At 66.8% G+C, this 20067-nt stretch carries 14 protein-coding genes and 1 pseudogene; 7 read left to right on the top strand and 8 right to left on the bottom strand.

All coding sequences use genetic code 11. The features are described from left to right. A partial coding sequence (locus ASD67_RS13750) for a cupin-like domain-containing protein (protein ID WP_235535680.1) occupies nucleotides 1-813 on the top strand: 813 nt, incomplete at its 5' end. A gap of 121 nt (nucleotides 814-934) precedes the next feature. On the opposite strand, the gene ASD67_RS13745 is transcribed toward ASD67_RS13750, so the two are convergent. Continuing rightward, entirely contained in the window at nucleotides 935-1927 is a 993-nt protein-coding gene (locus ASD67_RS13745; RefSeq protein WP_056348097.1) for an AraC family transcriptional regulator, read from the bottom strand. Between the two features lie 101 nt (nucleotides 1928-2028). Between ASD67_RS13745 and ASD67_RS13740 the strand changes: the two genes are divergently transcribed. From ASD67_RS13740 to ASD67_RS13715, 6 genes are all read left to right on the top strand, one after another. Next, nucleotides 2029-3525 (top strand): 4-hydroxyphenylacetate 3-hydroxylase family protein, encoded by a 1497-nt coding sequence (locus ASD67_RS13740; protein WP_056348096.1) that lies wholly within the window; start codon nucleotides 2029-2031, stop codon nucleotides 3523-3525. Between the two features lie 27 nt (nucleotides 3526-3552). Beyond that, entirely contained in the window at nucleotides 3553-4233 is a 681-nt protein-coding gene (locus ASD67_RS13735; protein ID WP_056348094.1) for an alpha/beta fold hydrolase, read from the top strand. Next, nucleotides 4230-4676: an acyl-CoA thioesterase gene (locus ASD67_RS13730; RefSeq protein ID WP_056348092.1), complete on the top strand. Its 447-nt coding sequence runs from the start codon at nucleotides 4230-4232 to the stop codon at nucleotides 4674-4676. Before ASD67_RS13735 ends, ASD67_RS13730 begins: the two co-directional genes overlap by 4 nt. Before the next feature lie 658 nt (nucleotides 4677-5334). Beyond that, nucleotides 5335-7758, top strand: coding sequence for a TonB-dependent receptor (locus tag ASD67_RS13725; protein WP_056348090.1), 2424 nt, complete (start codon nucleotides 5335-5337; stop codon nucleotides 7756-7758). Nucleotides 7759-7861: 103 nt separating this feature from the next. Continuing rightward, nucleotides 7862-8815 carry a TauD/TfdA dioxygenase family protein gene (locus ASD67_RS13720; protein ID WP_056348088.1) on the top strand — a complete coding sequence of 318 codons (954 nt, stop codon included), beginning with the start codon at nucleotides 7862-7864 and terminating at the stop codon, nucleotides 8813-8815. 163 nt (nucleotides 8816-8978) lie between these two features. Next, the gene (locus ASD67_RS13715; protein ID WP_235535691.1) at nucleotides 8979-10592 is read left to right on the top strand and encodes an arylsulfatase; all 1614 of its coding nucleotides are present in this window, start codon (nucleotides 8979-8981) and stop codon (nucleotides 10590-10592) included. Here the strand turns inward: ASD67_RS13715 and cobA are convergent. The 7 genes and pseudogenes from cobA to ASD67_RS23715 all read right to left on the bottom strand — a co-directional run. Continuing rightward, on the bottom strand, nucleotides 10580-11368 hold the full coding sequence (gene cobA / locus ASD67_RS13710) for a uroporphyrinogen-III C-methyltransferase (RefSeq protein WP_056348084.1): 789 nt from the start codon (nucleotides 11366-11368) through the stop codon (nucleotides 10580-10582). The two genes, ASD67_RS13715 and cobA, sit on opposite strands and share 13 nt — an antisense overlap. Next, nucleotides 11358-13955 carry a nitrate reductase gene (locus tag ASD67_RS13705; protein WP_056348082.1) on the bottom strand — a complete coding sequence of 866 codons (2598 nt, stop codon included), beginning with the start codon at nucleotides 13953-13955 and terminating at the stop codon, nucleotides 11358-11360. The genes cobA and ASD67_RS13705 overlap by 11 nt, the downstream gene beginning before the upstream one ends. Beyond that, nucleotides 13955-14296: a nitrite reductase small subunit NirD gene (gene nirD / locus ASD67_RS13700; RefSeq protein ID WP_056348081.1), complete on the bottom strand. Its 342-nt coding sequence runs from the start codon at nucleotides 14294-14296 to the stop codon at nucleotides 13955-13957. The genes ASD67_RS13705 and nirD overlap by 1 nt, the downstream gene beginning before the upstream one ends. Further along, a complete protein-coding gene (gene nirB, locus ASD67_RS13695) occupies nucleotides 14293-16770 on the bottom strand; it encodes a nitrite reductase large subunit NirB (RefSeq protein ID WP_056348079.1) in 2478 nt (825 codons plus the stop codon). Before nirB ends, nirD begins: the two co-directional genes overlap by 4 nt. Then, nucleotides 16770-17972 (bottom strand): alginate export family protein, encoded by a 1203-nt coding sequence (locus ASD67_RS13690; RefSeq protein ID WP_056348077.1) that lies wholly within the window; start codon nucleotides 17970-17972, stop codon nucleotides 16770-16772. The genes nirB and ASD67_RS13690 overlap by 1 nt, the downstream gene beginning before the upstream one ends. A gap of 3 nt (nucleotides 17973-17975) precedes the next feature. Then, nucleotides 17976-19211: a nitrate/nitrite transporter gene (locus tag ASD67_RS13685; RefSeq protein WP_056348075.1), complete on the bottom strand. Its 1236-nt coding sequence runs from the start codon at nucleotides 19209-19211 to the stop codon at nucleotides 17976-17978. A 249-nt stretch (nucleotides 19212-19460) separates the two neighbouring features. Next, nucleotides 19461-20067: pseudogene (locus ASD67_RS23715) on the bottom strand (ABC transporter substrate-binding protein); the annotation flags it as partial.

Here is a 20067-nt window from a genome sequence, read left to right as displayed (position 1 = left end):
CCGCCAGAAACCGGCGGGCGCTATTTCTACACCGACGACATGCGCGGGGTGAATTTCCGCAGCGAGAAGATGCCGATGGCGACGCTCGTCGAACGGCTCCTCGCGATCCGCGGCGATCCCGCGGGACCCACGCTTTACGCCGGATCGACCCCGACCCCCGACAGCCTGTCCAGCTTCGCCGCCGAAAACCCGCTCGGCATCGATGTGCAGGGCGTCGATCCGCGCATCTGGGTCGGAAACGCCAGCCGCATCGCGCCGCACTACGACATGGCGTCGAACATCGCGGTCGTCGTCGCGGGCCGCCGCCGCTTCTCGCTCTTCCCGCCCGAGCAGATTTCGAACCTCTATGTCGGCCCGGTCGAGCGCACCATTGCCGGCCAGCCGACGAGTATGGTCGACCCCGACCATCCCGACCTCGACCGTTATCCGCTTTATGCCGAGGCCGAACGGCACAAGCTGGTCGCCGATCTCGAACCCGGCGACGCGCTTTTCATGCCGCCGATGTGGTGGCACCATGTCCGCTCGACCGGCGCGCTCAATGTGCTGGTCAACTACTGGTTCGGCCAGCGCACCGACCGCTTTCCCTTCGCCGCGCTGATGCTCGCGATGCACTCGATCCGCGAACTGCCCGACGCCGAGCGCGACGCATGGCGGACCTGGTTCGACCATTATGTCTTCGGCGAGGGGGCAGGGGAGGCGGTCGCGCATCTTCCGCTCCACGCGCAAGGCGTCCTCGGCCCGCCATCGCCCCAGCGCGACCGGATGATCATCGACTATGTCATCGGCATGTGCCGGGGTGGGGGGAGCGGGTAGAATAATCCTCCCTGTCGCGAAGCGATGGGGAGGGGGNGTGGCCTCGTACAGACATTGAGGGCGTCGCCCCTCCGTCAGCGCTTCGCGCTGCCACCTCCCCATCGCTGCGCGACAGGGAGGATCAACCAGTCCCCGCCCGCCACGCCGAAGGCGACCGTCCCGTCCACTGCCGGAACGCGCGCGTAAAGCTCCGCGCTTCGGCATAACCCAGCATTTCGGCGATCGCCTCGACCGTCGCATTGCCGCTCGTCAGCAGCCGCATCGCCTTGTCGCGCCGCACATTCTCGCGGATCGTCGCCAGCGTCGTGCCCTCCGCGCGGAGCAGGCGGCGCAATTTGTGCGGCGACAGCCCGGTCGCCGCCGCCAGTTCCTCCAGCGTCAGATCGGGGCTGCGCGTCAGATACTGCCGCACCCGCCGCGCGACGCTCGCATCGCTCGCCGGGATCGTCATGATGTCGAGCGGCGCCGCCGCGATCATCGCCTCCAGTTCGTCCCGCGTGCGCCGGATCGGCGCGTGCAGCGCGTGTCCGTCCATCAGTATCCGCCGCGCCGCGCCGTCGAAACGATGGCGGCACGGGAAGAGATATTTGAACTCCTCGAAATAGGCGTCGGGCCGCGGATAATCGAACTCGGCCGACAACAGCGAAATCGTCTCGCCCGCCAGCCAGCAGGCGAGCCGGTGCCAGATGATCAGCCAGAATTCCCCGAAATAATGGTCGGGATCGCGCGCCGGTTGGGCAAAGCGCACCTCGACCTCAAGCCCCGCCGCCGTCGCCCGCACGCCCGTGGCGATCCCCGCATCGAGTAGGTTGTAGAACCGTGCTGCTCGCGCCAGCCCGTCGGCGACGTCGGCCCCCTCCAGCGCCAGCTCGCACGCGAAGGCAAAGCTTCCCGGCCGCACCCCCCGCGCGGTATGGCCCATAAACTCATCGTCCAGCGCCGCCCAGATGTTGCGCACCAGCAGCGCCATCGCCTCGGCCGACCCGCGCCACCCCGGCGCTGCGAAATCGGCGGGATCGAGGCCGGTCCCGAGGGTCAGGTCGCGCACCCGCTTGCCCGCGCGCTCGGCGCCCTTCGTGCAAACCTGAAAATAATAGCCGTCGATCGTCGCCATGATGGCTGCGCATTATGGTGAGTTTTCCTCGCCTGTCATGCCCTGTTTTGACACCCCGCCTCCGCGATATGCGTGAAGATAGACAAAATGGGAGACTGCACATGACCATCCACCCCCGCGAAGAAAGCGCCGCCGACCGCTGGGCGCGCTTCCAGCCGATCGTCACCGGCGACGACTATGTCGCGTCGCTTCGGAACCGCGGCGTCGAGGTCTGGCTGTTCGGCGAACGCGTCGCGGAACCCGTCGATCACCCGATCATCCGCCCCTCGATCAACGCGCTCAAAATGACCTACGACCTCGCGGTCGCCGACCCCGAGCTGGCGACCGCGCACAGCGACCTGATCGACGCACCGGTCAACCGCTTCCTCCACATCGTCGGCTCGCCGCAAGACCTCGTCATGAAGAACCGCATGCAGCGCAAGATGGGCCAGCTCACTGGCACTTGCTTCCAGCGCTGCGCCGGGCTCGACACGATCAGCGTCCTCCATTCGATCACCTTCGACATCGATGCGAAGCACGGCACGCCCTACCACCAGCGCTACCTCGACTTCATGCGCCACGCCCAGCGCGCCAACATCATCATCGGCGCGGGCATGACCGACCCCAAGGGCGACCGATCGAAACGCCCGCACGAACAGGCCGACCCCGACATGTTTCTGCACGTCACCAAACGCACCGAGGCGGGCGTCTATGTCACCGGCGCCAAGGCCCACATGACCGGCGGGCTGAACTCGCACTGGATCTGCGTGATGCCGACGATGAACATGGGCGAGGCCGACCGCGATTTCGCGATCGTCGGCCTGGTCCCCGGCGACGCGGCGGGCCTCACCTATATCTACGGCCGCCAGTCGTGCGACACCCGCGCGATGGAGGCGGGTGACATCGACCAGGGCAATGCGCGCTTCGGCGGGCAGGAAACGCTCGTCGTCTTCGACAATGTCTTCATCCCGCACGAACATGTGCTAATGGACGGCGAATATGAGTTCGCGCAGGACATGGTTGCGCGCTTCACGTCATACCACCGCGCCTCCTACGTCTGCAAAACCGGGCTCGGCGACGTGATGGTCGGCGCCGCGGCGCAGGTCGCGGACTATAACGGCGCCGAGGCGGCGAGCCATATCAAGGACAAGCTCGTCGAGATGACCCACCTCAACGAGACCATCTATTCCTCCGCCATCGCGTCGAGCCACGAGGCGAAACAATTGCCGTCGGGCATCTTCATGAACGACGCGATGCTTGCCAATGTGTGCAAGCACAATGTGACGCGCTTCCCCTACGAGATTTCGCGCCTAGCGCAGGACCTTGCGGGTGGGATCATGGTGACGATGCCGTCCGACGCCGATTTCAAGAATGAGACGATCGGCCCGATCCTCGAGAAATATATGAAGGGCAAGCACAATGTCCCGGTCGAATATCGCCAGCGCATCCTGCGGTTGATCGAGAATATGACGCTTGGCCGCAACGCCGTCGGTTACCTTACCGAATCGATGCATGGTGCGGGGTCGCCACAGGCGCAGCGCATCCAGATCCTGCGCGGCATGGAGGTCGAAACCAAGAAAGGTTTCGCGCGCGACCTTGCCGGGATCGTTGAAGGGTAGCAGCATCGCTGCGAGAGGAGAGGGCGGGTGGATGCACCGGTAATCGCGATCTGCGGCATCGCCACCGATGCGGCGAGTTGGCAGGGCATGCCCGTCGACCGCATCTTCGTGCCGCGCGGCGCCTCGGTCGAGGCGATGGCCGAGGCCATCCTCGCCGACCTGCCCGACCGCTTCGCGCTCTGCGGCCATTCGATGGGCGGCTATGTCGCACTGGAACTCGCCGCGCGTGTCCCCGAACGGCTGACGGGCTTTGCGATGCTCAGCAGCGCCTGCACCGCTGACAGCGACGAAGCCAGGGCAGGGCGGCAAGCGGCAATCCAGCAGGCGCGCGACGACTTTGCTCTGCTGGCAGACCGTCTTGCCCGCGCGATGCTGTCGCGCACCAGCCGCACCGACGCCGGTCTGCTCGCCGATACCCATGCGATGCTCTTGCGCTGCGGCGTCGAACGGTTCGCCGAGCAGCAGGCGGCGGCCTCGACCCGCGTCGACCGTTGCGGCATGCTCGCCGGCATCGCGGGTCCGGCGCTGGTGCTCGCGGGCGAGGACGATGCGATCGTCGCTCCCGATCGTTCGCGCGACATGGCGGCCGCTTTGCCCAATGCCGTGCTGCATATGATCCCCGCCTGCGGCCACGTCCCCCAGCGCGAGGCGCCCGAAGCGACCCATGCCGCGCTGGCGACGTGGCGCGACCGATTGGAAACGCGATGAAACCGACGCCGACCCGCCTCGATCCCGGCTCCTACCCGTTGCACAAGGCGGTGCCGATCCGCTTTTCCGACATCGACATGTTTCGCCACCTCAACAATGTCGCAACCGGGCAGTTTTATGAGGAAGCGCGTTTCGAACTGCTCGCCGAAGCGCGGGTGCAGGTCGCCAAGGAAGACAGTCCGGTGCTGGTGATCGCCAATGTCGACACCGCCTTTCTGGGACAGGCGCGCTACCCCGGCACCATCGACGTCGCGACCGGCATCGTCCGCGTCGGCGAGCGTTCGCTTGTCATCGGGCAGGGGCTGTTCGTCAGCGGCAAATGCATCGGTTGCGCCGATAGCGTCGTCGTTTCGACCGGACCCGCAGGTCCGATTCCGATTCCAGCTCCGATCATCGAATATCTGTCGCGGCGGCTGCTGTCCGACGGCGGCGATCCGGCCTGACGAGCGTCGATCCGCTCGCGGACGGGAATGGACGCGATGCTGGCACGACCGGTCTGAAAGACCTCGGTTCATCGTCTCAAAGATTTTCTTTGCCGCAAAAACCGCGGTCCGCCATTGACGACTCCAATATCAATCTTTTACGTTGAGATTGTCACTCGGAGCTGGTCGAGACGGGTGACGGGCTCTCCCGCTCCTCTTCGACCCGCGGCTTTTGAACGGGAAAGCAGCTTGCTCCGCGTTACCAACGGCTAAAGCGCGTGATGCTCGGGCGACAGCGCCAGGCATTGCGTTCCCCCAGAAGGGGTATTGCGATGCGCATGTGTAGTATCATCATCTAAACCTTCGCCCTTCCTGTGCGCGGGATAGCGGACCACCGCATCCCCTCCGCACGGCGGCGCCTTTCTTTCATCGTGGCCGATATCCCTCACGCGAGGGCTCACGGTCCAGCGTCCGGCGCCCGCGCGTCGGCGACAGGTGAAACCATGCCTTTGCTGACCCAATCCGACCTGTCGGATCTGGCTCGCTATCCTGCGTCCCTGCGCAGCGCGGCTCGCGCTTTGTGGGGCGATGGTCTGGCGAACGGACGATCCGGCGCGGCGCATAGCGCCCATCTCAAACACATCAAAAAGGGGGCGGGAACGTCGCCCGGGGACAAAATATGACGACGAAATTCTCTCCCGACCACCGGCTCAAATTGTTGCTCGGCGCCGCCGTGGCATGGCACGCGGTGCCCGCCGCGGCGACCGAAGCCGCCGCCGACGCCGCGACCATCGTCGACGGCGAAGCCTCGGCCGAAGCGGCCGGCGACAGCTATGACGGCAGCGAAATCATCGTCTCGGCGCGCCGCCGCGACGAAAGCGCGCAGAACGTCCCGATCGCGCTGTCGGTCGTGGGCGCGGACACGCTCGAGAAGACCGGCAATTACACGCTGACCCAGGTCCAGCAACTCGTGCCGAGCCTGCAGGTGTTCAGCTTCAACCCGCGCAACACCAACATCAATATCCGCGGCCTCGGCAGCAATGTCGCGCTCACCAACGACGGGCTGGAGAACGGCGTCGGTTTCTATATCGACAATGTCTATTACGGCCGCGTCGGTCAGTCGCAGTTCGACCTCGTCGATCTTCAGCAGATCGAGGTTTTGCGCGGACCGCAGGGAACGTTGTTCGGCAAGAACACCACCTCGGGCGCGATCAACATTACGTCGCGCAAGCCGAGCTTCGACCCCGAATTCTCGGGCGAGGCGAGCGTCGGCGATTATGGCTATTATCAGTTGCGTGCTTCGGCCTCGGGTCCGATCGTCCAGGATCTGCTCGCGATCCGGGTCAGCGGCTCGGCGACCGAACGGCGCGGGTTTCTCTACAACGATACCCAGAATGAACGCGCGCAGGATTATTCGAACTGGAGCTTGCGCGGGCAATTGCTCTTCACGCCCTCGTCGGATGTCGAGGTGCGGATCATCGGCGACTTCGCGCGCCAGAAGCAGAACCATGTGCTCAACGTCTTCGCCGATTATTTCGGCACCTATGACAATGGCGCCGCGATCCCGAACAATTTCGCGCAGCGTGCGGCGCGCTTTCCCGGCTACACTTTCCCGACCATCGATCCCTTCGCGCGGCGCGGCGAGGCGAACAGCCATTATCAGTCGAACATGGACGGTTATGGCGTGTCGGGGCAGGTTGACTGGGATATTGGCGGCGCCAAGCTGACGTCGATCACAGCCTATCGCTGGTGGGACTGGAACCCCGCCAACGACGGCGACTCGACGTCGCTGCCGGTCATCACCAAGGCGCAGCAGGCGAACCGGCAGCGTCAGTTCAGCCAGGAAGTTCGTCTCGCATCGGACAGCACCGGCCCGATCAACTATGTCGTTGGCGCCTATTATTTCTGGCAGGTGATCCGTGGCAAGGGCGCGACGGCTTATGGGCCCGCCGCGGCGTTATGGAACCGGCCGCCGGCATCGCCCTTCTCGCTCGCCACGTGGGAAGCGGCGGTCAACGGGTTCGAGGCGAATTCGACCTCCGACCCGCGCACCAAAAGCTATGCGCTATTCGGCCAACTCGACTGGAAGTTCACCGATCGCCTGACGCTGACCGCGGGCCTTCGCTATACGCGTGAAAAGAAGAGCGGATCCTTTCACCAATATCATGTGGCGGGGGTCGACCTGTCGACCCTGCCTGCCGACGTTGCGCGCGATGCCGCCATCCTGCGGACCCAGTTCAATCCCGTCACCGACTATTCGACGAGCTTCAGCGACAACAGCGTGTCGGGCCTCGCGACGCTGTCATGGCAGTTCTCCGACGACGCGCTTGGCTATGCGACCTATTCGCGCGGCAACAAGTCCGGTGGGCTCAACCTGACCAGCCTGCCCGTCGGCGTCGATCCCAATGTCGCGCCGGAAAAGGTCGACAGTTACGAAATCGGGGTCAAGACCCAGTGGCTCAATCGTGCGGTAACCTTCAACCTCGCGGGTTTCTGGACCGAGATCAGCGATTACCAGACCGCGATCACCGAGCAGATCGGAAGCACCGTCAATTTCCGTCAATATATCGCCAATATTCCCGGCGTCCGTTCGCGCGGGGTCGAGGCCGATCTGGTCGCGGCGCCGACCGATCGCATCAGCTTCTATGCGTCGGCCGCCTACGCCGATACGACCTATAGCGATTATCCGAACGCACCGCAGGCGCCCGAAAGGCTCAACCTCAGCGGCAAGCAGGACCTGACCGGCGAGCAACTGCCCGGCGTGCCCAAATTCACCTATACGCTGGGCGGCGACGCGTCAGCACCGCTCGGCGCGCTCGGTGGACGCGACCTGTCGCTCTACGCCCACGCCGATTACTCGCACCGCTCGACCTTCAATACTTCGTCGAGCGACAGCCGCTATGCCGATGTCCCCGGGTTCGGCATCGCCAATGCGCGTATCGGCATCCGCACCGACGACGGGTTGTTCGACCTGTCGATCTGGGCGCGCAACCTGTTCGACAAGGATTATTTCCAGACCTTGTCGGCGCAGAACACCGGCATCGTCACCGCGCTGATCGGCGAACCGCGCACCATCGGCGCGACGCTGCGGACGAAGCTGTGATCCGCGCCGCCCCTTCCCGAAATTCGCCGAAGGCCCCGACCGGTTCCGCCCGATCCCGCCCTTCCCGGATAGCCCGCCGTCCAACCCCCAAAGGAGACTGATCATGACGGACCTTCACAACAGCTACGCCAATGCTCGCGACAAGAAAATCGACCTCGACGTCACGCCCGTGACCGGCACCATCGGCGCCGTCGTCAACGGCGTCCAGCTTTCGGGCGATCTGCCCGCCGCGACGGTGCAGGCGATCCAGGCGGCGCTGGTGCGCCACAAGGTGCTCTTCTTTCGCGACCAGCAGCATCTGACCGATCAGGAGCATGAGGATTTCGCCGCATCGCTCGGCGATCCGGTTGCCCATCCGACGGTGCCGGTCGCCGACGGGTCGCGCTACCTGCTCGAACTCGACAGCAAGGAAGGCTATGCGGCGTCGAGCTGGCACACCGACGTGACCTTCGTCGAGGCCTATCCCAAGGCGTCGATCCTGCGTGCGTTGACGATCCCCGAAGCCGGCGGCGACACGTTGTGGGCCAATGGCGAGACCGCCTATGAAGGGCTTCCCGAGACGCTGCGCCAGCTCGTCAACACGCTGTGGGCGACGCACACCAACCTCTACGACTATGCGGCGATCCTGCAGAGCGCCCCTGACGGCGAAAGCGCCGCCAAGCGCATCAAGGACCATCGCAACGTCTTTGCCTCGACCGTCTATGAAACCGAGCATCCGGTGGTCCGCGTCCATCCGGTCAGCGGCCAGCGCAGTCTGTTGCTCGGGCATTTCGTCAAGCAGTTCGTCGGGTTGAACGGGGCGGATTCGGCGCGGCTCTTCGCCATCCTGCAGGACCATATTACCAAGCCCGAAAATGTCGTGCGCTGGCGCTGGCGCGAAGGCGACGTCGCCATCTGGGACAATCAGGCGACCCAGCACCGCGCCGTTGCCGACTTCGGGTTGCAACGCCGCACGCTGCGCCGCGCGACGATCGCGGGCGACACCCCTGTCGCGATCGACGGCCGCACCAGCCGGACGGTGCGCAAGGAAAAGGCGGTACAATACGAACCGGCCTGACGCATTATGGGCCGGCGCCCATACTCTCCTCTCCCATCCTGCGACTGCGCCGGTCCTGTCTGCGGTGCGCCCGGGTTCCATTCGCCCGGGCGCACCGCCCCTTTGTTTCGATCGAACGGACGCCAACATGATCCGCCGCTTTCTTTTTCTCGCCTTGACCCTTGTGACCATCGGCGTGCCGTTTTCCGCCACGGCCACCGAGCGCCGTCCCAATTTCCTCGTCATCGTCGCCGACGACCTTGGCTATTCGGACCTCGGGGCCTTTGGCGGCGAGATCAGGACGCCGCATCTTGACAGACTGGCGCTCGCGGGCATTCGCCTCGCCGGTTTTCACACCGCGCCGACTTGCTCGCCGACGCGTTCGATGCTGCTTTCGGGCACCGACAATCACCTCGCCGGCCTTGGCACGATGGCCGAGATGATCCGCCCCAACCAGAAGGATCAACCGGGATATGAAGGCTATTTGCGCAGCGATGTCGCGACCTTGGCCGAGCGGCTTTCGGCTGGCGGTTATCAGACGCTCTTTTCGGGCAAATGGCACCTTGGCCTGACCCCTGAGCAGGATCCGCACGCGCGCGGTTTCGCACGCAGCTTCGCCTTGCTGCAGGGCGGGCACAATCATTTCGGGACCGACGCCGATCCCGAAAAGGGTGGCCGGGCGACCTATACCGAACAGGGCGAGCGCCTGACGCGCCTGCCGCAGGATTTCTATTCGAGCGATTATTTCGCGACGCGCCTGGTCGATTTTATCGGCGAGCGGCCAGCGGCCGGGGAGCGCGAGCGCCCCTTCTTCGCCTATCTCGCCTTCACCGCGCCGCATTGGCCGCTGCAGGCGCCCCCCGAGGATATCGCCCGCTACAAGGGGCGGTACGACGAGGGTTTCGACGTGCTGCGCGAACGGCGCCTGGCGCGCCAACGCGAACTCGGCATATTGGCGCCCGGCGTTGCGGCCCACACGCCGCGCAACCGCGACGGCAGCTGGGACTCGCTGACCGCCGGGCAGCAACGCCTCGCCGCGCGCAATATGGAAATCTATGCCGCAATGGTCGACCGGCTCGACCAGAATGTCGGCCGCGTGATCGAGGCTTTGCGCGCCGCGGGCGAACTCGACAATACGGTGATCATCTTCCTCGCCGACAATGGCGCCGAGGCGCTCGACGTCGAGACTACCGGCGCCGAAATGCTGGCAGGTGCGCTGAAAGGCGCCGACAACGGCTTCGCCAATCGCGGCGCGGCGACCTCCTATCTCACCTATGGCGCCGGGTGGGCCCAAGCTGCGACCGCGCCTTCCTGGCTTACCAAGGGCTATCAGAGCGAAGGCGGCACGCGCGCTGTCGCTTTCGTCAGCGGGTTCGGCATTCCCCGGCGGGGCGGCGCCGCGACCGAATATCAATCGGTCGCCGATATCGCGCCGACCGTGCTCGAACTTGCCGGGGTCGATGCAACGGCGACGAGGGTCGGCGATCGCACGGTCCGCCCGATCACCGGCCGGTCATGGGTCCGCTGGCTGCGCGATCCCCGGGCCCCTGTCTATGGTCATGACGATGGCGTGGGCGCGGAGTTGTTCGGATCGCGCGCTTATCGCCGCGGCGAGTGGAAACTCACCGACATCGGCGACGGGACCTGGCGCCTGTTCAATATCGCCCGCGATCCCGGCGAAACCCGCGACCTGTCGCTCGCCGAGCCCGAACGCCGGACCGAATTGGTGGAGGCCTGGGTAAGCTATGCAAAAACGGTTGGCGTCATCCTTCCCGATTCCGTCCCTTACCGGCCGTAGGCCAAGTCGGTTTCGGCAACCGGGGCTGGGTGCGGGGAAGGTGCCTTGCCGACCGCTTCGCCGACGAGGATCAGCGTCGGCGCGTCGGCGGCCAGAGCGCGGGTCGCGAGCGCGAGAAGATCGAGGCGCGTCGCGAGCTGCCTTTCGTCGGGGAGGCTGACGTTGCAGACGACCAGCACCGGCGTCGCGGTGGGCATACCGGCCTCGACCAATCCGCGCGCGATTTCGCCCGCGGCTTCGCGCCCCATATAGAAGGCGAGGGTGGTGCCTGCCGCAGCGAGCGCCGGCCAGTCGAGATCGAGCGCGGCGCCGCGGCGGCTGTGTGCGGTCACGAAACGGACGTCGCGCGCCACACCGCGCAGCGACAGCGACACGCCGGCCGAGGCGGCGGCGGCGCTGGCGGCGGTGATGCCCGGACAGACATGGACGACATGCCCTGCGCCGCGCAGCGCCGTCATTTCCTCCGCCGACCGGCCGAACAGCGACGGATCGCCGCCCTTCAGCCGCACGACCCGCTTGCCCGCCGCCGCGGCGGCGACGAGCATCGCGTCGATCGTCTGCTGGTCCTTCGAATGGCGACCCGATCGCTTGCCGACCCCGACGCGTTCGATATGCGGCGGGATAAGGGCAAGAATGTCCGGGCCGACCAGCGCATCGTAAAAGACGATGTCCGCCGCCGCGATCAACCGAATCGCCTTCATCGTCAGCAACTCGGGGTCGCCGGGGCCGGCACCGACAAGCCAGACCGTGCCGGGGGGGAAGTCGTCAGGCGGCATTACTGGTCTCCTCGGTCAGGATGCGCGCGAGCGCGGGGCGGCACGATCCGCAATTGGTGCCGGCGCCAATCGCGGCGCCGATCGCCGCGACCTCGGCCAGGCCCTGGTCGCGGATGGCGCCGACGATCGTCTTGAGCCCGATGTCGAAACAGACGCAGATGATCGGGCCGCGGTCGGCCTGCATTCCCGGCGCGCGGCCGGCGAGCAGGGTGGGGGCGACCTCGGGCGCGGACAACTGGGCGATCAGCCAGTCGCGCGGCGGCAATTCGCCGGTCTCGGTGACGAACAGCGCGCCGGCGAGGCGGCCGTTCGCGGCGATCGCGATGCGCCGCGTGCCGCGCGCGGCGTCCTGCGCCTCGATGCGTTCGCCCTTGGGGAGCAGCGCTTCGATGCTCTTGAGGTCGCCATTGCCCGCGACCTCCCACAGCACGCCGGAAGGCACCGCGACGCGCGTCGCCCACAGGCAGCGCGGGGTCTCACTAAGCTCGCGCGCGAGCAGGAGGAAGCCCCGCCATTTGGGGGCGACCGCGGCGATCGATGCGGGGGTGCGCTTGAACCCCGGCTGGCCCGACACGGGATCGACGAGCGGGCGGGGGAGCAGGCCGGTGCGGCCGCCGCTCGCGGTGCGGTCGGTCCAGTGGATCGGCACGAACAGCTCGCCGGGGCGCTGGCCGGGGTAGAAGGCGACGCGGTAGAGGCTGTCGCCCTGCGGGGTTTCGATGCGCGCGAGGCCGCCGTCGGCGAGCCCGAGGCGCGCGCCGTCGTCGGGGTGGACCTCGACGAGCGGCTCCTCGCGGTGACGCGCGAGTTTCGGCGCGAGGCCGGTGCGCGTCATCGTGTGCCACTGATCACGATATCGCCCCGTATTGAGCGTCAGCGGCCATTTGGCGAGCGGTTCGGGCAGCGGCTTTTGCGCGACGGGAACGAGGCGTGCGCGGCCGTCGTCGGTCGAAAAGCGTCCATCGGCAAAGGGATGTTCGCCGCCCCAGCGAAAGGGCCGCATATCGTCATACGCGGCATTGCCTCCCTGAGCCGCGCCGGGCAGGGCGAACAGCCGCGCGCCGTCGTTGTCGTAATTCGAAAGGCGGCAATGTTCGCGCCAGATGTCGGCGGCGCGGTCATAGGCGAAGGCGTTTTTCCACCCCATCCGCCGCGCGACCTCCTTGACGATCCACCAGTCGGGCATCGCTTCGCCGGGCAGCGGAAACAGCGCGCGCTGGCGGCTGATCGTGCGATCGCTGTTGGTGACGGTCCCGTCCTTTTCACCCCACGCCGCGGCAGGCAGGCGGACGTGCGCGAAGGCCCCGGTGTCGGTCTTTTCGATCACGTCGCTGACGACGACGAAGGGGCAGGCGGCCAGCGCTTCGCGCACGCGGTTCGCGTCGGGCATCGACACCGCGGGATTGGTCGCCATCACCCACAAAGCCTTGATCCGGCCTTCGCCGACGGCGCGAAACAGATCCACCGCCTTCAATCCGGGTTTTTCGGCGATCGTCGGCGCGGCCCAGAAACGTTGGACACGCGCCCGGTTTTCGGGCGCGAAATCCATATGCGCGGCGAGCGTCGAGGCGAGCCCGCCGACCTCGCGCCCGCCCATCGCATTGGGCTGGCCGGTGATCGAAAAGGGCGCCGCACCGGGCTTGCCGATGCGCCCGGTGGCGAGGTGGAGGTTGAGGATCGCGTTGACCTGGTCGGTGCCGGCGGTCGCCTGGTTGATCCCCTGGCTGAACATCGTGACGCTACGCGGCGTTGCGGCGAACAGCTCATAGAAACGCCTGAGGTCGGCGGCGGGCACGTCGCAGGTGCGCGCCACCGACCACAGGTCGTTCCCCTCTCCAAGCTGGTCCCAGAAATCCTGCGGCACCGCGACATGGGCCGCCAGATAGTTTTCATCGACCACGCCGGCTTCGCGGCAATGCTGGAGCAGGCCGTTCATCAGCGCGACGTCGCTGCCCGGACGGATCGCGAGGTGCAGGTCGGCCTCCTCGGCGGTCTCGGTGCGGCGCGGGTCGATCACGACGAGCTTGGCGCCCCCCTCGCAGCGCGCGCGGATGCGCTGATAGACGATCGGGTGGCACCAGGCGGTGTTCGATCCGACGAGGACGAACAGGTCGGCGGCGTCGAGGTCGTCATAGGTCGCGGGCACGATGTCCTCGCCAAAGGCGCGGGTGTGGCCGGCGACCGCGCTCGACATACAGAGGCGCGAATTGGTGTCGATGTTCGCGGTGCCGATGAAACCCTTCATCAGCTTGTTCGCGACATAATAATCCTCGGTCAGCAGCTGGCCCGAGACGTAGAAGGCGACGCTGCCCGGGCCGTGGCGCGCGATGGTCTCGCGGAACTTCTTTGCGACGAGGTCGAGCGCCTTGTCCCAGCTCGCGCGTTTGGTGCCGATCATGGGCGCAAGCAGGCGGCCTTCGAGGCCCACGGTTTCGCCGAGATGGGTGCCCTTCGAGCAGAGCTTGCCCCGGTTTGCGGGGTGGTCGGGGTCGCCGGCGATCTCGACCGCCCGCTCGCCCGTCACCGTCGCGCGGATGCCGCAGCCGACGCCGCAATAGGCGCAGGTGGTGCGGACGGCTTCCGTCATCAGGCGGCCGCCTTCAGCGTACTCGCGCGGCAGATGAGGACGCGGCCGCCGTCGATCTTGACCGGCACCGTGGGCGTGCACCCCTTGTCTTCGCCCAGCGCCTCGCCGGTCGACAGGCTGATCCGCCAATTGTGCAGCGGGCAGGCGACCGCGCCGCCATGGACGATGCCCTGCGACAGCCGGCCATGTTTGTGCGGGCAACGGTCGAGCAGCGCGAAGACCTTGCCCTCGGCGGTGCGGAACACCGCGATATCGTCGCCCCCCGCGACCTGCACGGTGCGGCTGCCGCGCACGGGGATCTGGTCGACCCAGCCGATGTCGAGCCATTCGGCGGCGCTCATGCCAGTTCCTCCTGCGGAATGAAGCGCGCCATCGGCGCATGATGTTCGGCTTCGGCGCCTTCGGCGCGCTGCGCCCAAGGATCGTCCTGACTGAAGCTTTGCGAATAGAGGAAGCGCGCGCGCAGCGCCTCGCGACCAGCAGAATCGTCGGCTATCCGTGCCTTCACATAATCGACCCCGACGCGTTCGATCCATGGCGCGGTGCGCTCGAGATAGCGCGCCTCCTCGCGGTAGAGCTGAATGAACGCCGCGCAATAATCCATCGCCTCCTGCTCGGTCGCGACCTTGCAGAGCAGGTCGGTAGCACGCACATGGATGCCGCCATTGCCGCCGACATGGAGTTCGTAACCGCTGTCGACGCAAACGATGCCGAAATCCTTGATCGTCGCTTCGGCGCAGTTGCGCGGGCATCCCGACACCGCGATCTTGAACTTGTGCGGCATCCAGCTGCCCCAGCTCATCCGTTCGAGCTTGACCCCGAGCCCGGTCGAATCCTGCGTGCCGAAGCGGCACCATTCGGACCCGACGCAGGTCTTCACCGTGCGCAGCGCCTTGCCATAGGCGTGACCCGACACCATCCCGGCGGCGTTGAGGTCGGCCCACACCGCGGGCAGATCCTCCTTCTTGATCCCGAAGATGTCGAGCCGCTGGCCGCCGGTGACCTTGACCACCGGGGCTTTGAACTTTTCGACGACGTCGGCGATCGCGCGCAGCTCGCGCGGGTTGGTGAGTCCGCCCCACATTCGCGGGACGACCGAATAGGTGCCATCCTTCTGGATATTCGCGTGCAGCCGCTCGTTGACGAAGCGGCTCTGCTGGTCGTCGACATAGTCGCCGGGCAGCGCACAGAGCAGATAATAATTGAGCGCAGGGCGGCACGACGAGCAGCCGTCGGGGGTCGTCCAGTGCAGTTTTTGCATCACCTCGGGGATCGAGCGCATCGCTTGCGCGACGATTTCGCGGCGGACATCGTCATGGCCGAAGCTGGTGCATTTGCACATCGTCTTGGGGCCGCTCTGCACATCGTCGCCGAGCGTCAGCGCGAGCAGATTCTCGACGAGCCCGGTGCAGCTGCCGCAGCTCGCCGACGCCTTGCAGGTGCCGCGCACCGCGTCGAGGCTGTGCGCACCCTTGGCGATGCACGAGACGACCTGGCCCTTGGTGACGCCGTTGCAGCCGCAAATCTCGGCATCGTCCGAGAGCGCCGCAACGGCCGCCTTAGGGTCCGCCGCGCCGCCTCCCGCGGCGAAGGCCTGGCCGAAGATCAGCAGGTCGCGAAGGTCGGAGACATCCTCCTGCTTCTTGAGCAGGTCGAAATACCAATTGCCGTCGGCGGTATCGCCATAGAGGACGGCGCCGACGATGCGGTCGTCCTTGACGATCACGCGCTTGTAGACGCCGCGGCTCGCGTCGCGCAGCACGATATCCTCGCACCCGTCGCCGCCCGAGAAATCACCAGCCGAGAAGACGTCGATGCCCGACACCTTGAGCTTGGTCGAGGTGACCGAGCCGCGATAGCCGCTCGGCTGCTCGACTAGGCCGTCGGCGAGGCTGCGGCACATGTCCCACAAAGGCGCGACGAGGCCGTAGACCTGTCCGTCATGTTCGACGCATTCGCCAACCGCGAGGACGGCGGGATCGCTGGTGACCATATGGTCGTCGACCTGGATACCGCGCCCGACCGCGAGGCCCGCGTCGCGGGCGAGGGCGACCGAGGGGCGGATGCCGACCGCCATGACGACGAGGCTGGCGGGGATCAGCGTACCGTCCTTGAGTCGCACGCCTTCGACCCTGCCGTCGCCGACGATCTCGGCGGTGTCGGCGCCGGTCAGGATCGTCTGGCCGCGCGCTTCGAGCGCGTTCTTGAGCAGCCAGCCGGCGGCTTCGTCGAGCTGGCGCTCCATCAAGGTCGGCATCAGGTGGATGACGGTGACCTTCATGCCGCGCAAGGACAGGCCATGCGCCGCCTCGAGCCCGAGGAGACCGCCGCCGATCACCACCGCGTCGCCGCCCGCATCGGCGGCGGCGAGCATCGTGTCGACATCGTCCATGTCGCGAAAGGCGATGACGCCGGGCAGGTCCTTGCCGGGCACCGGGATGATGAAGGGATCGGAGCCGGTGGCGATCAGCAGCCGATCATAGCTTTCGATCAGGCCGCTGCGCGTCCTCACGGTCCTGGCCGCGCGGTCGATCGCCGCGACGGGATCGCCCGCGACGAGTGCGATGCCATTGTCGGTGTACCATGCGGCGTCGTTGATCACGATGTCGTCGAAGCATTTCTCGCCCGCGAGGACGGGGGAGAGCATGATGCGGTTGTAATTGACGCGCGGTTCGGCGCCGAAGATCGTGACGCGGTAGCGGGTGGGATCGCGCGCGAGCAGTTCCTCGACCGCGCGGCAGCCGGCCATGCCGTTGCCGATGACGACGAGATGCTCGCGCGTGTCGGCGTCGGGTTTGAGGGGGCGGTGTTCCATCAGAGCATCCAGTCCAGTTGCAGCCAGAATTTGTTGGTGTCGGTGGCGAAAGTGTCGGCATCGTAATGGGCGTAGCGCGCCGATGCGGTGAATTTGCCGAGCTTGGCGCTGGCGAGCAGATCGATCTCGTCGCCATAGGAACGCGAGGCGCGGTCGCTGCGATAGTCGTGGTAGACCGCCTGCAATGTCACGGCCTTGAGCGGCCCGACCGCCTTCCAGCCCCAGCCGGCGCTCGCATATAGGTCGCGCACGCCGTCGGGCGGGGTGGTGAGGAATTTGTCGGCCCAGCCCTGATATTTGAACCCGGTGGCGAGCGGGGTCTGGAAGCTGGTGAGGGCCGTACCCTTGTCGGCGCCGAGTATCTCGTACCCGACGCCGACCCGGGGGCCGCCAAAGTCTATGCCGACGTCGGCGAGGTAATAATCCGCCGAATAGCTATTGGGATTGCGGTGCCAGTCGGACTGGCGCGCATAGCTCAGCTGCCAGGCGATCTTCGCCTTGCCGAGCGGCTGGCTGCCGTCGAGCCGCAGGCCATAGCTCTGGCTCGACATGCGGAAGCCCTGCATCGCGGCCTCGTCCTGGTCGACGAGATAGGCGAAGGCGACGGCCTTGCCGATCGGCGTCGCGACGCCGAGATTGGCGAAGAGATTGTCGCCCGACACCGCCTGTTGCCGTGCGCCGGCGCCGTCGATGCCCCAGATGGTGCGCACGCTCCACGCATAGGTCAGGTCGGCCCTGACGCCCTTGGCCGGGGTGATTTCGGCGCGGACCGCATCGAAGCTCTGCCCGTTCTGGCGGAAGGGCACCGCGCCGACGAAACGCTCATCGTCGAGCGCGATCCGCTGACGCCCCGCGGTGAGGTCGAAGGGCGGTGAGGCGTAGCGGAGCTGGGCGCGGGCGAGGGCGATATTCTCGGGATCCGCCACCAGCGGCCGCGTCGCGGCGCCGTGGAGACCGTCGAAATAATCGTCGACGAGGGCGAGATTGCCCTGGCCTTCGACGAGCGCCGACCAGCGCCCGGCCTTCGCCTCGACCCCGGCGCGGACGCGCAGGGTCAGGGCGTCGGCTTCGGCGGCGAGGCCGTCCTGGTCGACGCTCTCGTAACGGAGCCGGGCCTCGCCGAGCGGCTTGAGGGTGACGTCCTGGGCGTGCGCCACCCCGGCCGGCGCGAGCGCCAGCAGGATGAAAAGGGTGCGGGTCATGATTTAGATCCGCACGCCTTCGGCCGCGCCCCAGGTCGCGCGCCACTGGCCCTTGACGAAGATCAGCCCGACCAGCGCGACGACCGCGAGCCCCGCGAAGATGTAGAAGCCGGGGCCGAAGCTGCCGCTCCACTGCTTGGCGAAGCCCAAGGAGGAGGCGAGGTAGAAGCCGCCGACGCCGCCCGCCATGCCGACGAGCCCGGTCATCACCCCGATCTCGGCCGAGAAGCGCTGCGGCACGAGCTGGAAGACCGAGCCGTTGCCGGTGCCGAGCGCGAGCATCGCGATGACGAACAGGGTGAGCGCGGCGGGCAGGGTTGCGGCCTGCGGCACCCCGGCGAGCGCCAGCGCGGCAACGACGAACACCATCATCAGCGCCTTCACCCCGCCGATCCGGTCGGCGAGCGCGCCGCCCATCGGGCGCACCAGCGATCCGGCGAACACACAGGCCGCGGTGCAATAGCCCGCCATCACCGGGGTCAGGTGGAACTGGTCGGTGAAATAGATGGGAAGCGAGGCGGCGAGCCCGACGAAACCGCCGAAAGTCACCGAATAAAAGGCCATCAGCCACCAAGCGTCGGCGGTCTTGAGCGGTTCGAAATAATCGACCAGCTTCTTCGGCGCGGGCGCGTTTGGCGCGTCCTTCGCCATCGCGAGATAGACGAAGAAGACGATCGTCAGCGGGATGCAGGCGAGGCCGAGCACCGCGTTCCAGCCGAACAGCTTGGCGAGGCCGGGGGCGAAGAGTGCGGCGAGCACGGTGCCCGAATTGCCCATGCCGGCGAAGCCCATCGCCTTGCCCTGATGCTCGGGCGGGTACCAGCGGCTCGCGAGGGGGAGGGCGATCGCGAAGCTGGCGCCGGCGAAGCCGAGGATCACGCCGAGCGCGAGGGTGCCGGCGAAGCTGTGGACCCCCATGGCCCAAGCGGTGAATAGCCCGGCGATGACGATGAGCTGGCTGATCGCGCCCGAGCGCTTCGGCCCGATGCGGTCGACGAGCAGGCCGTTGACGACGCGCAGAAGCGCCCCTGCCAGCGTCGGCACCGCGACCATGAGTCCCTTTTGCGCGGGGCTGAGGCCGAGGTCTTCGGAAATCGCGGGGGCGAGGGGGCCGAGCATCACCCAGACCATGAAGGCGAGGTCGAAATAGAGAAAGGCGGCGACCAAAGTCGGCCAGTGGCCGCTGGTCCAGAAATTCGATTTGGGCGCCGTTCCGCTGCCCCCGCTGATCGTCGTCATCGTCCGTCCCCTTGTGTGACGGGCAATAAAAAAGCCGCCAGGACGGCGGCCACGCGGGCGCATCCTGACGGCTTCATTGCCTGTTGGGATTATGGGGAAAGGCTCCCCATGTGCCGCGCGGGCCAGCCCCCTCGTTGGAGCCGTCGCCGCTTTATCCTGCCCCGGCAGCCTTGCCGAGTGCCTCAAGACTGCCTGATTCGCTCCCGCGCCGCAAGCCGTTATTTCGCAGGTGCAGCATAGGCTCGAAAGCTACGGCAATTCAGCGAGATAGGCCTCGATATCGTCGGGATCGAAGGCGCGGCCGTCGAAAAATCGGTCGCTGCCGAGCATCAGGCGGCCCTGCGTCGAGCCGGCGCCGATCGGCTCGTCGAGTCCGCCTTCGAGCTTCGAACTGGCTCCCGGGAGCGGGGCGCCCGAGCCCGCCAGCGCGGCGCGATAGATGTCGGGACGGAAGACTGCCGCCGCGGTCGCGGCATCGCCGGGCGCAAAGCCGATATCGTCCCAGCGAACCATCTGCGAATAGAGCCAGGCGGCCTGGCTGCGCCAGGGGAAGTTAGCGGCCTCGCGATACTGGAACATGAAATCGGCATAGTGGATCGGCGCGCCGCCGGGCTCGACGCGGACGCGGTCGGTGATCGCGCGCAACACCGCATCGCGCGACGCATCGAGATATTCGGGGCGCGCGAGAATGTCGGCGCTCTCCTCCGCGGTACGGCGCGCGACGAAATGGGCGGCGGCGGCGTGCAGCGCGCGGAGCAACGCTTCGACCGCATCGCGGCGTTCGTCGATGGTCTCCTCGCGCATCGCGAGCACCTTTTCGACGCCGCGGCGCCAGATTTGCGCGGTCGCCAGCGCG

The sequence above is a fragment of the Sphingopyxis sp. Root1497 genome (assembly GCF_001427085.1).
Taxonomy (GTDB): Bacteria; Pseudomonadota; Alphaproteobacteria; order Sphingomonadales; family Sphingomonadaceae; genus Sphingopyxis.
The sequence above is the reverse complement of the archived record's forward strand: the minus strand, read 5'-3'. Positions and strand labels throughout refer to the sequence as shown.

Coding starts and splice junctions, on each gene's coding strand:
- ASD67_RS13745 (WP_056348097.1), bottom strand. CDS start 1,927: ATGGCGACGATCGACGGCTATTATTTTCAGGTTTGCACGAAGGGCGCC.
- ASD67_RS13740 (WP_056348096.1), top strand. CDS start 2,029: ATGACCATCCACCCCCGCGAAGAAAGCGCCGCCGACCGCTGGGCGCGC.
- ASD67_RS13730 (WP_056348092.1), top strand. CDS start 4,230: ATGAAACCGACGCCGACCCGCCTCGATCCCGGCTCCTACCCGTTGCAC.
- ASD67_RS13725 (WP_056348090.1), top strand. CDS start 5,335: ATGACGACGAAATTCTCTCCCGACCACCGGCTCAAATTGTTGCTCGGC.
- ASD67_RS13720 (WP_056348088.1), top strand. CDS start 7,862: ATGACGGACCTTCACAACAGCTACGCCAATGCTCGCGACAAGAAAATC.
- cobA (WP_056348084.1), bottom strand. CDS start 11,368: ATGCCGCCTGACGACTTCCCCCCCGGCACGGTCTGGCTTGTCGGTGCC.
- ASD67_RS13705 (WP_056348082.1), bottom strand. CDS start 13,955: ATGACGGAAGCCGTCCGCACCACCTGCGCCTATTGCGGCGTCGGCTGC.
- nirD (WP_056348081.1), bottom strand. CDS start 14,296: ATGAGCGCCGCCGAATGGCTCGACATCGGCTGGGTCGACCAGATCCCC.
- nirB (WP_056348079.1), bottom strand. CDS start 16,770: ATGGAACACCGCCCCCTCAAACCCGACGCCGACACGCGCGAGCATCTC.
- ASD67_RS13690 (WP_056348077.1), bottom strand. CDS start 17,972: ATGACCCGCACCCTTTTCATCCTGCTGGCGCTCGCGCCGGCCGGGGTG.
- ASD67_RS13685 (WP_056348075.1), bottom strand. CDS start 19,211: ATGACGACGATCAGCGGGGGCAGCGGAACGGCGCCCAAATCGAATTTC.